The organism is Pseudarthrobacter naphthalenicus (assembly GCF_029076445.1).
In the GTDB taxonomy this organism is placed as follows: Bacteria; Actinomycetota; Actinomycetes; order Actinomycetales; family Micrococcaceae; genus Arthrobacter; species Arthrobacter naphthalenicus.
The window spans coordinates 101538-114870 of record NZ_JARESG010000004.1; the positions used below are offsets into that span (position 1 = coordinate 101538).

Annotated in this window: 13 protein-coding genes; 6 read left to right on the plus strand and 7 right to left on the minus strand. The window is 68.3% G+C overall.

The features are described from left to right. The first annotated feature begins 25 nt into the window (after window positions 1-25). The 3 genes from PY310_RS05525 to PY310_RS05535 are packed head-to-tail and all read left to right on the plus strand — an operon-like array spanning window position 26 to window position 4767. Window positions 26-2149, plus strand: a complete 2124-nt coding sequence (locus PY310_RS05525) for an Hsp70 family protein (RefSeq protein ID WP_275213264.1) — start codon at window positions 26-28, stop codon at window positions 2147-2149. 6 nt (window positions 2150-2155) lie between these two features. Next, on the plus strand, window positions 2156-4258 hold the full coding sequence (locus tag PY310_RS05530) for a LuxR C-terminal-related transcriptional regulator (RefSeq protein ID WP_275213265.1): 2103 nt from the start codon (window positions 2156-2158) through the stop codon (window positions 4256-4258). Between the two features lie 20 nt (window positions 4259-4278). Next, on the plus strand, window positions 4279-4767 hold the full coding sequence (locus tag PY310_RS05535; protein WP_275213266.1) for an IniB N-terminal domain-containing protein: 489 nt from the start codon (window positions 4279-4281) through the stop codon (window positions 4765-4767). 3 nt (window positions 4768-4770) lie between these two features. On the opposite strand, the gene PY310_RS05540 is transcribed toward PY310_RS05535, so the two are convergent. Next, window positions 4771-5172 carry a PLD nuclease N-terminal domain-containing protein gene (locus tag PY310_RS05540; protein ID WP_275213267.1) on the minus strand — a complete coding sequence of 134 codons (402 nt, stop codon included), beginning with the start codon at window positions 5170-5172 and terminating at the stop codon, window positions 4771-4773. A gap of 57 nt (window positions 5173-5229) precedes the next feature. Between PY310_RS05540 and PY310_RS05545 the strand changes: the two genes are divergently transcribed. Continuing rightward, a complete protein-coding gene (locus tag PY310_RS05545; RefSeq protein ID WP_275213268.1) occupies window positions 5230-5544 on the plus strand; it encodes a DUF4229 domain-containing protein in 315 nt (104 codons plus the stop codon). Between the two features lie 6 nt (window positions 5545-5550). On the opposite strand, the gene PY310_RS05550 is transcribed toward PY310_RS05545, so the two are convergent. The 6 genes from PY310_RS05550 to PY310_RS05575 all read right to left on the minus strand — a co-directional run bounded on the left by PY310_RS05550 (window position 5551) and on the right by PY310_RS05575 (window position 11286). After that, complete coding sequence (locus PY310_RS05550; protein ID WP_275213270.1) at window positions 5551-6432, minus strand: 1,4-dihydroxy-2-naphthoate polyprenyltransferase; 882 nt, start codon at window positions 6430-6432, stop codon at window positions 5551-5553. A gap of 84 nt (window positions 6433-6516) precedes the next feature. Continuing rightward, on the minus strand, window positions 6517-7725 hold the full coding sequence (locus PY310_RS05555; protein ID WP_275213271.1) for an AMP-binding protein: 1209 nt from the start codon (window positions 7723-7725) through the stop codon (window positions 6517-6519). A 13-nt stretch (window positions 7726-7738) separates the two neighbouring features. After that, window positions 7739-8692 (minus strand): 1,4-dihydroxy-2-naphthoyl-CoA synthase, encoded by a 954-nt coding sequence (locus PY310_RS05560; protein ID WP_275213273.1) that lies wholly within the window; start codon window positions 8690-8692, stop codon window positions 7739-7741. A 21-nt stretch (window positions 8693-8713) separates the two neighbouring features. Further along, on the minus strand, window positions 8714-9154 hold the full coding sequence (locus tag PY310_RS05565) for a VOC family protein (RefSeq protein WP_275213274.1): 441 nt from the start codon (window positions 9152-9154) through the stop codon (window positions 8714-8716). An 82-nt stretch (window positions 9155-9236) separates the two neighbouring features. Next, window positions 9237-9998 (minus strand): CPBP family intramembrane glutamic endopeptidase, encoded by a 762-nt coding sequence (locus PY310_RS05570; RefSeq protein ID WP_275213275.1) that lies wholly within the window; start codon window positions 9996-9998, stop codon window positions 9237-9239. 37 nt (window positions 9999-10035) lie between these two features. Beyond that, a complete protein-coding gene (locus tag PY310_RS05575) occupies window positions 10036-11286 on the minus strand; it encodes an Nramp family divalent metal transporter (RefSeq protein WP_275213475.1) in 1251 nt (416 codons plus the stop codon). 54 nt (window positions 11287-11340) lie between these two features. Here PY310_RS05575 and PY310_RS05580 point away from each other — a divergent pair, with 54 nt between their 5' ends. Both PY310_RS05580 and PY310_RS05585 read left to right on the plus strand, forming a co-directional pair. Then, the gene (locus PY310_RS05580) at window positions 11341-11538 is read left to right on the plus strand and encodes a hypothetical protein (protein ID WP_275213276.1); all 198 of its coding nucleotides are present in this window, start codon (window positions 11341-11343) and stop codon (window positions 11536-11538) included. Beyond that, window positions 11535-13220 carry an ABC-F family ATP-binding cassette domain-containing protein gene (locus PY310_RS05585; protein WP_275213278.1) on the plus strand — a complete coding sequence of 562 codons (1686 nt, stop codon included), beginning with the start codon at window positions 11535-11537 and terminating at the stop codon, window positions 13218-13220. The genes PY310_RS05580 and PY310_RS05585 overlap by 4 nt, the downstream gene beginning before the upstream one ends. Window positions 13221-13333 lie beyond the last annotated feature (113 nt).

Here is a 13333-nt window from a genome sequence, read left to right on the forward strand (position 1 = left end):
CCAGCTGCATTGTTCTGAGGTACCCATGAGCTACGTTCTCGCCGTTGATATCGGGACCAGTTCCACTGCCGCCGCCATTGCCACCCTGGACCACAATGCCCCGGCCGTCCCCGAGGGCCTGCCCTTGGACCGCGGTGGAAACGCGGTCCCTTCGGTGGTGTACTACCCCGAAGAGGGGCCGGTCCTGGCAGGCGAGGCTGCCGAGCGGCTCGGCCTGGAGGACCCCGGCCGGTTAGTGCGCGGGTTCAAGCGCCGGCTCGGAGACCCTGATCCGTTCGTGGTGGGAACACTGTCCCTTCCGGCTGAGGAAATCTTTGCCACCATGGCCCGCTGGGTGGTGGACCGGGCCGAAGAACGCGAGGGCGATCTGCCGGCGGAAATCGTCATCACCCACCCGGCGTCCTGGGGAGCGCCCCTGACCTCCGCCGTCCTTGCGGCCCTCGCCAACCAGGGCCTGCACAACGTCACCCTGATTACCGAACCCGAAGCAGCCGTGCTGCATTACGCCTCCCAGGTGCGGGTGGAGGACGGCAGCACCATCGCCGTCTACGAGCTGGACGGCGGGACCTTTGACGCGGCCATCCTGCGGAGGACCGGCGAGGGGCACTTTGAATTACTGGCCAGCCCGGGCGGCATCGAAGGACTCGGCGGGGCCGACTTTGACGCCGCGGTACGGCGCGACGGGATCAAGGACCACATCGGAGCCACCGTTGATGCCCTCGGACGTTCGCTCGCAAGCCTCGGGCTCGAACCCGAAGACCTGACGGCGGTGCTGCTGGTCGGCGGGTCTCCAAGTATTCCGTTGGCGGCGCAGCTGATGTCAGAACAGCTGGGCCGGCCCATCGTGTTCGATGCCGACCCGCAGACCTCCATCTGCTTCGGTGCGGCCGCGGCTGCAACACGGGTTCTACCGGCAATGGCGGCCGAACCTGCTGACGCGGCTGACGCGGTGCCGGGAATCCCGGCGCCGGCAGATGTAGCTGTTGAGCCGCATGACCCCCAGGGCCGTGCCAGCTTGTCCTCCGAACCCGGGGCAGCCTTCGGCTCGTTGACTGGCACCGCCGCCGTCGGCGACGGTGCCAGGGGGATTCCTGCCGGGAGCGCCCACCACGACCATGCCCATGCAGCGAGGGGCGGGGCCCATGCCCCGCGACCTGCCGTGCGGCTGACTGCAGTGGCTGCCGGTGCCGCCCTCTTCACCATCCTGAGCGCCGCCGCCGCGCAAAGCCCAGGCGGCCTGAGCAACATCACCGCCATGCTCGTGCCGGACGCCACGCCCTCCCAGTCGGCCCCGGCGGCTCCCGGCGCCCTCGGCGCGGCCGGCGCGGCCGCGCCTGCAGCCGTGGCGCCGGGAGCCGTGGCGCCGGGAGCTGAGGAACCGCCCGCCGGCATTGAAGCCAGCGCCAGGCCGGCGGTCCCGGCCGCCCCGGCAGCGGGCATAGAGGCAGGGGCGGCCCCTGGTAACAGGCCATCCACCTCGGCACCCCCGCCCAACTCTTCGACACCGGGAGGGGCCGTGGGGTCCACGCCCGGCGGCTCCGGCACGGTAGGCGGCCCCATCTTTGTGGCCGGACCGGGAACTCCAGCGGTACCGGGAACGGCGCCGGCGCCGGCTCCGGCACCGGGAACGACGCCCCCGGCCTCGACGACCCCGCCCGGCACGACCCCGCCGGTGACGACGCCGCCTGTGACGACTCAGCCTCCGGTGATTACGCCGCCTGCGACGACTCAGCCGCCAGTGACGACTCAGCCGCCGGTGACGACGCCGCCTGCGACGACTCAGCCGCCGGTGACCACCCCGCCGGTGACCACCCCGCCTGTGACGACCCCGCCGGTGACGGCTCAGCCGCCGGTGACCACCCCGCCTGTGACGACTCAGCCGCCGGTAACGACTCAGCCGCCGGCTCCGGTGGTTCCTGCACCGACGACGGTGGCACCTCCGCCGCCTCCGGTCATTCCCGCCCCTCCGCCGGCCCCTGCGCCGCCTCCGGTGGTCCCCGCGCCGACAACGGTTGTCCCCGCGCCCGCCCCGGTGGTTCCTCCGCCCGCCCCGGTGGTTCCCGCACCGACGACGGTCGCCCCCGCGCCGGCGCCGACCACCATTGCGCCGGCTCCGTCGGCTGCTCCGACCACGGCGCCGGCAGCGTGACGCGTGATGCCCCACCAGGCCACACCGGCCGAGGAAGCATCAGCGCCCCCGCATCCCCACCAGATTGCCAACCAGCTTCGAGGGGAGAACGCGGCAGTCCGTGAACTGCTCCTGGCCTTGTCGGTGGGCTTCACGCTGCCGGGACCACTTCCGGAGGAACTTGAACGCAGGATGGCCGACGGCCAGGCGGAGGGCATGGAAGCGTTAGTGGCCCGGGCGGAAGCGTCCGGGCTTCTCCAACCCGGCGGCACGGTGGCGGGCGCCGTTCAAAAAGCCGTGCTGACCGCCACGCCCACACCGCGCGTCCAGGCACTGCAGCGTGAACTGGTGGGCTGTTACGCGGCCGAGGACCGGCCTTTGGGCGAGCTGGCGCGTGAACTGGCACGCAGCGGCCTGGCCGACCAACGGGTGGCTGCTGAACTCGAAAAGGCCGGGGACCGCGCGCTGGAACACCATCCGGCGCTTGCCGGCCAGCTCTACGACGAGGCTCTGCTGGCCGGGGCCGACGAAATGGCCACCGCTGCGCGCCGCGCCCAGTCAGCATGGGCCACAGGCGACCTTGATTCCGCCGGGCGGATCATCGATACGCTCCTGATATGCCCTGATCCGCCGGATCTCCAGCGCGGTGCTGACGTCTCGGCCGCCGTCTGGGCACAGCGGGGGATGCTGGCGCGTAGCGCGGATGTCTACAGCTGGCTCGGTCCGGAACGGGTGGGACCGTCCGGTCCGGCCGCCGCGGTGGCGCTGATCGGCCACGGCAACCGGGCAGGTGCGGAGGCGATGTTCCCCGCCGGCTCCGCGCCGTCGTCGCCCACCTTCCTTGCCGTGGCGCAGGCCCAAACGGCCACAGGCCTGATGGAATCGCTGTCCGCCGAGCCGCACCGGGGACTGCTGCTCCTGATCCATGCTTCAGACACGCTGAACGCCTCCGGAGCAGCCCTGCCCATGCCGGACGTGCCCGGTGCGCTGGCCGCGCTGGTTGCCCTTCACAGCGGCGAGCCGCATCTGGCCGAAGCCATCGCGCAGACAGCCGCAGCCGCCGGCCAGGGAGGGGACGCCGTGAAGCCGCGGCTGTTCCTGCTTCAGGCGTGGGCGGCCATGCAACAGAACAACCCGGACGAGGCGCGGCTGGCCATTAACGAAGCCTCAAAGACCAACCACTGGCCGCTGGTGCCCCGGGACGAGTTCCTTGGCGTTGCCCTGGAAGTGGGGCTGGCGCGAAGAAGCGGTGAAGTCCACGGCCTGATCCTGGCTTGGGAACGCGCCCGCGAAGCAATGCTGCACACAACCGTGGACCTCTACAATCTCCTTCCCTGGGGGGAACTCATGATTGCGGCCGCCCGGCTCAGGGAGACCAGGCGGATCTCGCACTACCTCGAGGAAGCGTGGAAACTTCTGCGGGACCTGGACAATCCGCCGCTGTGGTCGATACCCCTGCACTGGGCTGCCGTCCAGGCGGCACTGCTCAGCGAAAGCCCTGCCGACGTGGCGCCCCACGCCGCGGCCCTGGTCCGGGCGGGGGACAACAGCCACTTTGCCTCTCAGCTGGCCTCCGCGGGAAAGGCCTGGGTATCGGTGCTCGCGGGGAGTTTTAAAGCCTCGGACATTGAAGCCGCCGCGCGCGGTTTGAACGCTGTCGGGATGCCCTGGGAGGGTGCACGGCTTGCCGGCCACGCCGCTGCCCGGGCGGATGAGCGCCAGGACATGCTGCGCCTGCTTTCCTGCGCGCGGGACCTCCATCCGCAAGGAAACTCACCGGGCGCTTCGTCCGAAGGGCAGCCTGAAGTCCGCGGTGCGCCCGGCAGTGCGCAAGGCAGTGGGAATGGTGCCGTCCGGCCGGACGCCTCGGTGCTGAGCGAACGGGAAAAGGAAGTGGCCAGGCTGGTGCTGGAAGGGAAGACGTACCGGGAGATCGGGGAAACCATCTACATCTCGCCGCGCACCGCCGAGCACCACATTGCCCGCATGCGCCGCCGCCTGGGCGCCGAAAACCGCTCCGACCTGCTGGTCAGGCTCCGCCTTGCCCTCGAAGCAGAGACCCCCCAGACGAGTGATTCCCCTGCCGCACCTATGGGCGCGGTCTCCGTGGCCGGGCGGCCCACCAATTGAGAAGATGGGAGGACCATCAAATGCCTACCCTTGCCAACGGCCTTGTGGTGTTCCTAATGAGCCTTTTCCGAAACCGGGAGGCTGCGCAGGAATTCCTGGCCGATCCGGAACGTGTCCTGGAAGACGCCGGTCTTGGCGGCGTGGGCCCTGCCGAGGTCGATGCCGTCATGCCGGTGATCGTGGACTTCGCACCCATCACCGTGGACGCATCGTCAGCGGACCGGTCATACACCAATGGCGGCAATGTCGCTGCTGCGGGCCGTGGCGGGGCTGTCGCCGTCACACCGCCTCCTGCCGACGGTCATCACGGCTATGATCACGACCACGAGCACGCCGTCCGGCAGCTGACCAACGTGGTGGCCACCTACTCGTGGACCTCATCCGTGGACGACCGGGACGCCGTCACCGAGCCGGCAGCCACCCGGAACATCTGGGCCGACGGAGATGTCACCCAGTACTTCGAGAACAGGTCCACGGACGAATCCATCGGCGGGGGTGCCGGCGTATGAGTCCTACTTGACGTCGCCGGTATCGTGCGTGTCTGCCTCTCCGGTGCCGTCGGATCCGGTGCCGGCAGGGCCGGCTTCGCCCTTGGACTCCAGCTCGTCCTTGAGCTTTTTGAGGCGGGCGGCTTCGGCCTGTTTGCGGCGGCGGATCTCGAGGTTCCGGAGGAAATCGGGATCATCATCCGGGGCGGTGGGGCCGCTGTACTGGCGGGGAGCCGGGGCGGAACTCCTGGGACGGCCGATCAGCAGCCACAGGACCGCGCCGATCACCGGCAGGATGATCATCACCACGATCCAGGCCGGCTTGGAGATGCCACGGGTCAGACGGGCGTCAGTGCGGATCACGTCCACCAGTCCATACACAAAGATGACGAGTACTGCGACGGCCAGAACCACACGGAAGAGCATGCCATTAAGTCTATCGTCCGCAGGCGGCTGGCGTTCAGGCAGGGCGGCTAAACTTGGATGGTGGCTTTCCTGAAATACTCCCTGATCCGGCTGGCGCTGTTTGCGCCGCTCTTTGTGTTGTTTATGTTCCTGCAGTTGGGGGCGGTGCTGTCGGTGATCTGCGCCGGGCTCATTGCCTTTGCGATCAGTTACCTGTTCTTCCAGAAGCAGCGCGACGACGCTACCGCTTCCCTGCACCACCGGTTCTCCGGCAAGGCCAAGCCCCTGCGCAGCGCGGGTGAGGTTGCTGACGCTGACGCGGAGGACAAGCTCCTGGACAGCAACCCGGATGTCACCATCCGCACCAGCACGCCCAAGACGCCCGAGGCCTAGAACCCGCTAGAACCCGTGGCTGAGGACCAGCCCCAGTGAGAACAGCACGCTGTAGCCAAGGTTGATCAGGCCGGTCTGCTTGAGCACCGGGATCAGGCTCTTGCGTTTGCGGCCGTTGATCATCAGCCAGGCAGGCATCAGGCAGGCCGGGATGAGGAGCAGTACAATCAGGATCCAGGGCCGCCCGGGCGCCAGGATCACCACCAGCAGGATGGCTACGGCCAGCATCAGCACGTAGCTTTCACGGGCGTGCTTGTCACCCAGGCGCACGGCGAGGGTTTTCTTGCCGGCCTGGATGTCCGTGGGGATGTCGCGCACGTTGTTGGCCATCAGCAGGGCGCAGGCGATCAGGCCCGTGCCGATCGCGCCGATGACGGCCGGAAGGCTGATCTGCCCGGCCTGCGTATACGTGGTGCCGAGCGTGGCCACGAGGCCGAAAAAGACAAAAACAAACACGTCGCCCAGGCCCATGTAGCCGTACGGGTTTTTGCCGCCGGTGTAACCCCAGGCGGCCATGACGCACCCGATTCCCACCAGGATCAGCCACCAGCTCTGGGTGATCACCACCAGGGCCAGGCCGAACAGCATGGCCAGGGCGAACGTTCCGAACGCGGCGTACTTGACGTGCTCGGGCTTGGCAGCGCCGGAGCCCACCAGCCGCAGCGGGCCCACACGGTCCTCGTCGGTGCCGCGGACGCCGTCGGAATAGTCATTGGCGTAGTTCACCCCGACCTGCAGGAGCAGCGCCACCAGGGCGGCCAGCACGGCGTTGACGGGACGGAACGAATCCAGCTCGTAGGCCGCTGCGGTGCCGATCAGCACGGGGGCGATGGCGGCCGGCAATGTGCGGAGCCGGGCGCCTTGGATCCATTGTGCGGCTGTGGCCACGGTGAGTACCTCGTGTTGGGTCGGGGAGTTCGGTGAAACGGGTTGCGCGCCGGCCGCCGCTGGGGCGCCCGGTGCAGCTCTACTCTACTTTCCCTGATGCAGGGCGTTGAGCCGCTCGATCATGGCCAGCCGGTCCGGCTTGCCGTTGGGGAGCATCAGGAGCTCCGGTGCGGCCAGTATGGTTTTGGGCGCGAGCAGTCCGAGCCGCTGATGCCACTCATGTTCAAGCACGACGGCGTGATCCCCGGTGGGGGAGCCTTCCGCTGCGCCCGTGCCGGGCACGGCGCTGTCCGTGCCGCCGCCTGCCAGCGCAACGTAGGCGGCCACGGCCTGGCCCCACTCCGCGGACGGAACGCCGGCCACAAAAGCCGCCGCGACGCCGTCGGACTTTTCCAGCTCTTGTTGCACATGCGCGGCGGAGACCTTGACGCCGCCGGTGATGATCACGTCATCGGCACGTCCCAGGATGGTCAGCCGGCCGTCCGCGTCGAGGGTGCCAAGGTCATTGGTGCGGTACCAGCGGACGCCGTCCTCCTCGTAGAACGTGTCCGTGCTCTCGGGCGCGTCGAGGTAGCCGGCGGCGATGGTGTCGCCGCCCAGCAGGATGCGGCCGTCCTCGGCGATCCGGACCTCAACGCCGGTGAGCGGCACGCCGTCGTACACGCAGCCACCGCATGTTTCGGCGGAGCCGTAGGTGGTGATCACCTTGAGGCCCGCCTCCCGCGCGGCGGTCAGCAGCGCGTGCGACGCCGGTGCGCCGCCCAGCAGGATGCCATCGAACCGGCGCAGGACCGCAAGGGTATCCGGGGACGGCGATTCCAGCAGGCGCTGCAGTTGGGTGGGCACCAGGGACGTGAACCGGATGGGGTCCGTCAGTTCCAGCGCGCCGGCCGTGAACGCCGCCGGAGTGAAGCCGCCGGACATGTCCATGACCCATGGCCGGGTGCCGGCAAACAGCGACCGGACCAGGACCTGGACGCCGGCCACGAACTGCACCGGCAGCGCCAGCAGCCACTGGCCCTCGCCCTGGAGGGCGAGCGCAGTGGCCATGGAAGAGGCCGCCAGCGCTTCCACGGTCAGCACCGTGGCCTTGGGCGCCCCGGTTGAGCCGGACGTCCGCACCACGGCCACAGCGTCATCGCAGCCCGGCGTCTCCGTGTGCCCCACCACCAGCTCACCGTCCGGGTTTACGGAAAGTTCGACGGCGGGACCCTCACCGCGGAGCGCGGCGGCCAGCGCGGTGAGCGCCGGTTCGATGTCCAGGGGCCCGATGTTCTGGCGTCCGATGTTCATGTGCCGTCCTGCCTTAGAAGTAATGCGGGAAGCGGGACCAGTCCGGGTCGCGCTTCTCCAGGAAGGCTTCCTTCCCCTCCACGGCCTCGTCCGTCATGTACGCCAGCCGGGTGGCTTCGCCGGCGAAGACCTGCTGGCCGGCCAGGCCGTCGTCGGCGAGGTTGAAGGCGAACTTGAGCATACGAATGGCCTGAGGTGACTGGCGGGCGATGTCCGCGGCGTACTCCAGGGCCACGTCCTCGAGCCGCTCGTGGTCCACGGCCTCGTTCACGGCGCCCATGCGGACCATGTCCTCGGCTGAGTATTCGCGGGCCAGGAAGAAGATTTCCCGGGCAGCCTTCTGGCCGATCTGGCGGGCCAGCAGCGCGGACCCGTAGCCGGCGTCGAAACTTCCCACCGTGGCGTCCGTCTGCTTGAACTTGCCGTGCTGACGGGAGGCGATGGTGAGGTCCGAGACCACGTGCAGGGAGTGCCCGCCGCCGGCGGCCCAGCCGTTCACGACGGCGATGACCACCTTGGGCATGGTGCGCATCAGCCGCTGGACTTCCAGGATGTGGAGGCGGCCGGCGCGGGCGGGGTCAATGGTTTCCTGGGTCTCGCCGTCCGCATAGCGGTACCCGTCGCGTCCACGGATCCGCTGGTCCCCGCCGGAGCAGAAGGAGTGGCCGCCGTCCTTGGGGGAGGGCCCGTTGCCGGTGAGCAGGACCGTGGCCACGTCCGGCGTCATGCGGGCGTGGTCCATGGCACGGTAGAGCTCGTCCACCGTGCCGGGGCGGAACGCGTTCCGGACTTCGGGGCGGTTGAAGGCAATCCGGACGGTGGGCAGATCTTTCGCCACGGTGCCGTCCGCGGAGCGCTCCACCTGCCGGTGGTACGTCATGTCCTGGAAGTCATCAAAGCCGGAGACGCTGCGCCAGCGGGTGGGGTCAAAGACGTCGGACACCTTGGCGGGAATTTGGTTGCTCACCGGACAAGTCTAGTAATCGGGTCAGCTGATGCAGAACTCGTTGCCTTCGGGATCGGCCATGGTGTGCCATCCGTGCGGGCCTTCGTGGGCGGACCAGAGGAAGGTGGCCCCGCGGGCTTCCAGTTGCTTCCGGACCTCATCCTTGTCCAGGCCGTCCAGGCGGACGTCCCAATGGACACGGTTCTTGACGGTTTTTCCTTCCGGGACCGCCTGGAACAGGACCCGGTGGGCGGGTGCCTTTGCCTCGAGTTCCTCCGCCGGCCGGATGGCCTGTCCTGTCCGCCACACAAGTTTGCCGCGGTGGATGAGGGTTTCCTCTTCGGTGGCGTAGCCCTGGCTGATCATGGAGCGGATGAAGGCCTCATCCTGCGGTTCCACGGCCCAGCCCAGGGTTTCCGCCCACCAGTCGGCGAGCTCGTGCGGGTTCTTACTGTCCACCACCATCTGGATCTTCAGTCCCATGCCACCAACGTACGCGCGGCGGCTGGCCGGCGGCTAGGGGAGGGCGCCCCCTCCTCCCCGGGTTGCTTGGGTTGGCCAGGACTTAGGGCTGGGCCTGCTGGAGCTGCTCGAAGAGCTCCGGCGGGATGGCATAGATAAAAATGACTGCGAGGAGGTTCTTCGCCGCGTGCACAAAGTAGGAGAACATCAGGTTTTTCCCGGTCCACACATACACAAAGACCAGGGTGGCGCCCATGGCCAGATAGGGCAGCAGCGCCGGCAGTGTGATGGCCTCCTGGCCCACAATGTGCAGGGCGGCGAACAGCACCACGGACAGCGCGCAGCACACCCAGATGTTGACCCGGCGGCTGAGCTTGCCGATCAGCAGGTGCCGGAACATGTATTCCTCCACGAACGGGCCCACGATCACCACCACCGGCACCATCAGCCAGGCCGGGACCTGCTGCATCAGGTCCTGCAGCCCGGCCTGGTTCGCGGAGGTCTGCACCCCGCCGGCCGCCGCCACCACCAGCGCCGTCAGAATCATCATGGCAATGACGGCCGCGGGAACCATCATGAGGGTGAACCACGGCCGGGTGGCCAGCACCCGCAGGTCCCTGGCGATGACCCGCCGGGCGGCAATCACCGCCAGGATCCCCACCGATCCGTAGAAGAGCAGGTTCACCCCGTAGGACGCAGCCGCCGGGCTGGGAGCCAGCTGGCGCAGGAGCGGGGCGAGCAGTTCACCGGCGACAGCGAACAGTCCGGCCACGGCCACATACAGGCCGATGGTGCCGAAATCCAGGGGTGAAAACCGGTACAGCTCAGGCTGTGGAGCGGGTGGACGCCGGTGTGTGGTTGTCATGCATTCAGCTTAACTTCCGGGCAGGGATCCCGGACGGTCAGGTTTGACCCGCGATGGTGAGGGTGATCAGGACACAGTTCAGGACAACAATCAGCGCCGCACTGGTCCAGCCCGCCATCTTCAGCGGCAGGCTGTCCGCATGGATGCCCATGACGTCCCGTTTTCCGGTGAGCCGGATGAGCGGGATGAGGGCGAAGGGGATGCCGAAGCTGAGCAGGACCTGGCTCAGCACCAGGGCCAGGGTGGGCTCGATCCCGGCGCCGAGGACCACCAAGGCCGGCAGCAGGGTGATCACCCTCCGGGTCAGCAGGGGAACCCGGACCCTCAGCAGGCCGCCCATGATGGTGGCGCCGGCGTAGCAGCCCACCGAGGTTGAGGCCAGGCCCGAGGCCAGCAGCCCGATTGCGAACACCACCCCGATCACCGGGCCCAGCGCCGAGGTGACGGCGGCGTGGGCGCCGGCAATCGTGTCCGTGCCTTCAATGCCGCGCAGGCTTGAGGCTGCCAGCAGGAGCATGGCGATATTGACTATCCCGGCGAGCAGCAGGGCCCCGGCGACGTCGAAGCGGGTAGCCCTGATGAGCCGGGTCCGGACGGCAGGATCCTCGGAGAAGCCGTGCCTGTCCCGGGCCAGCGCCGAATGCAGGTAGATGGCATGCGGCATCACGGTTGCCCCGAGCATGCTGGCGGCGAGCAGGACAGTGTCCGTTCCTTCAAACCGGGGGATTAGGCCGTTCAACGCGCTTCCGGCGTCGGGCGGATTCACAAACAGCCCCGAGACAAAGCCGATGGCGATCACTCCCAGCAGGACCAGGATCGCGTACTCAAACGACTTCTGACCGCGTGAGGACTGCAGTGCCAGCAGCAGCATCGATGCCAGGCCGATGATGATGCCACCGGCCAACAGCGGCAGCCCGAAGAGCAGGTTCAGCGCCACGGCACCGCCAATGACTTCCGCCATGTCCGTCGCCCCCGCCACAACCTCGGCCTGGGCCCAGTACAGGCGGCGCCGGCGCTTCCCCAGGCGCCTGCCCATGATCTCGGGGAGGCTCATGCCCGTGGCCAGGCCCAGTTTGGCCGACTGGTACTGGACCAGGACCGCCATGGCGTTCGCCACCACCAGGACCCAGACCAGCAAGTAGCCGTAGCTGGCACCCGCCGTCAGGTTGGCGGCGACGTTCCCCGGGTCCACGTAGGCAATGGCGGCGACAAACGCCGGCCCCATCAGGAGCAGGCGCGACCATCGACGCCCTGCAGCGCGCCGTACCTGAAGAGTGGGTATAGCCATCATGGTCCTCATCATCGGGGCGAACTGATACCACCAAGATAGCCTAGTTTAGGCATGCCGAAAACATTTATTTCGGGAGTCCATATTGACCTGGTGCACCCGTTCAGGGCAGGCTGGACCGATGAAGTCCTGAACATGGCCCGGCACGGTCCGGACCGCCCCTCCCCACATCCAGCGCCGCCGTCGAGCTTCACCCGAACCTGTATCAGCTCCGGCGCCCCCACTGCGGAAAATCTCAAGGACTTCTCGTGACTGAACACCTCAATCTTTCGGCCGTTTCCCACGGGTACGGCGACCGGCTGCTGCTGGACGGCATCAGCCTGGTCATCACTGCGGGCGAGCACGTGGCAATCGTGGGTGAAAACGGGGCCGGGAAATCCACCCTGCTGCGGATCCTGGCAGGTCTTGAGACTCCCGAGAAAGGCACCGCCAGCAGCCACGGCCGGGTGGGCTACCTTGCCCAGACCCACGGACTGCCGGAATCCTTCACTGTCGGGGCCGCCATCGACGCGTCCCTGGCCTCACTCCGGGCGATCGAGGCGGAGCTGGACCGGCTCGAGGCCGGCCTGGCCGACGCCGAGGACGAGGAACTCGAGACCTACGGCCGGCTGCAGACCGAGTACCAGCTGCGCGAAGGCTATGCCGCCGAATCCAGGGTGGAAGCGGCGCTGGACCGGCTGGGACTGGGCGGCCTGGACCGAAACCGGCTCCTCGGCTCGCTCTCCGGCGGTGAACAGGAACGCGTGGCGCTGGCCTGCGTCCTGGCCGACCCCGCGGACATCCTGCTCCTGGACGAACCCACCAACCACCTGGACTCCCGCGGCACGGCATGGCTGGAGGACCGGCTGGCGGCGCACCGCGGCACCGTGGTGGTGGTCTCCCACGACCGTGTGCTGCTCAGGAAGGTAGCCGGAACCATTATCGAAGTGGACGCTGAGCGCCGTGCCGTCACCCGCTACGGCAACGGCTATGACGGGTACCTTCGGGAGAAGGCTGCAGAACGCGAGCGCTGGGTCCAGCAATACCACCAGTGGATGGATGCCATGGAGGCTGAACAGCGGCAGGCGGACACCGTGGCCGGGAAGATGGGGTACGCCCGCAAACGCGACGGCGACAAAATGGGTTTCGACTTCAAAGCCGGCACCTGGCAGAAGGCGGCCACCAGCAAGGTCCGTAACGCCCAGGAGCGGCTCCGCCGGCTTGAGGCCAGCCCGGTGGACCGGCCCCCGGTGCCGCTGCGCCTGAATGCGGACCTGGCGGTGGAGCCCGTGGAGACGGCTGCCTCCGCCGGCCTGATTGAGCCTGCGGCGGCCCTCTCCGTCCGCGCGGTGAGTGTGCCCGGCCGCCTGCAGCCGACGGATTTTGAAGCCTGGACAGGAGACAAGATCCTCATCACCGGGCCCAACGGCGCCGGCAAGTCGACGCTGCTGTCGGTGCTGGCCGGCATGCTGGAGCCCGCTCACGGGACCGTGATCCGCCCCGGGCGGATCGGCTACCTGCACCAGGAACTTGAACTGCCCGAGCGGCCCTCCCTCCGGCTGCTGCCGGCCTTCGCGGCGGGGCTGGGCGGCAACATCGACGAACACGCAGAGGCCCTCCTCCGCCTGGGCCTGTTCCGGACCAGCGAGTTCCACGTGCCTGTGGGCAGCCTGTCCGCGGGCCAGCAGCGCAGGCTCGCCCTCGCCCGCCTGCTGCTGGGCGGCTTCAGCACCCTGCTGGTGGACGAGCCCACCAACCATCTGGCGCCCGTGCTGGTGGAGCAACTCGAGGAAGCGCTCGCGGACTTCTCCGGGACCCTGGTGATGGTCAGCCACGACCGTGCCCTCCGCGACTGGTTTGCCCGGAATGCGAAGAAGAGCGAAAAATCCCGGACCGGCGAGGCCGGCCGGTGGATCCGGTACTCGATGGACGGCGGCCTGCTGGCCCGGGCCTGAAGGAGGCGGTCCATCTCCGCAGCCGAACCGCTCACCCCGTACAGCGGGGAGACCGGCATTTGGCGGAACATTATTCTGCACCTGAGGAAATGTGCCAGCAATAATTCAGCTTA

Coding starts and splice junctions, on each gene's coding strand:
- PY310_RS05525 (WP_275213264.1), top strand. CDS start 26: ATGAGCTACGTTCTCGCCGTTGATATCGGGACCAGTTCCACTGCCGCC.
- PY310_RS05530 (WP_275213265.1), top strand. CDS start 2,156: ATGCCCCACCAGGCCACACCGGCCGAGGAAGCATCAGCGCCCCCGCAT.
- PY310_RS05535 (WP_275213266.1), top strand. CDS start 4,279: ATGCCTACCCTTGCCAACGGCCTTGTGGTGTTCCTAATGAGCCTTTTC.
- PY310_RS05540 (WP_275213267.1), bottom strand. CDS start 5,172: ATGCTCTTCCGTGTGGTTCTGGCCGTCGCAGTACTCGTCATCTTTGTG.
- PY310_RS05545 (WP_275213268.1), top strand. CDS start 5,230: ATGGTGGCTTTCCTGAAATACTCCCTGATCCGGCTGGCGCTGTTTGCG.
- PY310_RS05555 (WP_275213271.1), bottom strand. CDS start 7,725: ATGAACATCGGACGCCAGAACATCGGGCCCCTGGACATCGAACCGGCG.
- PY310_RS05565 (WP_275213274.1), bottom strand. CDS start 9,154: ATGGGACTGAAGATCCAGATGGTGGTGGACAGTAAGAACCCGCACGAG.
- PY310_RS05570 (WP_275213275.1), bottom strand. CDS start 9,998: ATGACAACCACACACCGGCGTCCACCCGCTCCACAGCCTGAGCTGTAC.
- PY310_RS05575 (WP_275213475.1), bottom strand. CDS start 11,286: ATGGCTATACCCACTCTTCAGGTACGGCGCGCTGCAGGGCGTCGATGG.
- PY310_RS05580 (WP_275213276.1), top strand. CDS start 11,341: ATGCCGAAAACATTTATTTCGGGAGTCCATATTGACCTGGTGCACCCG.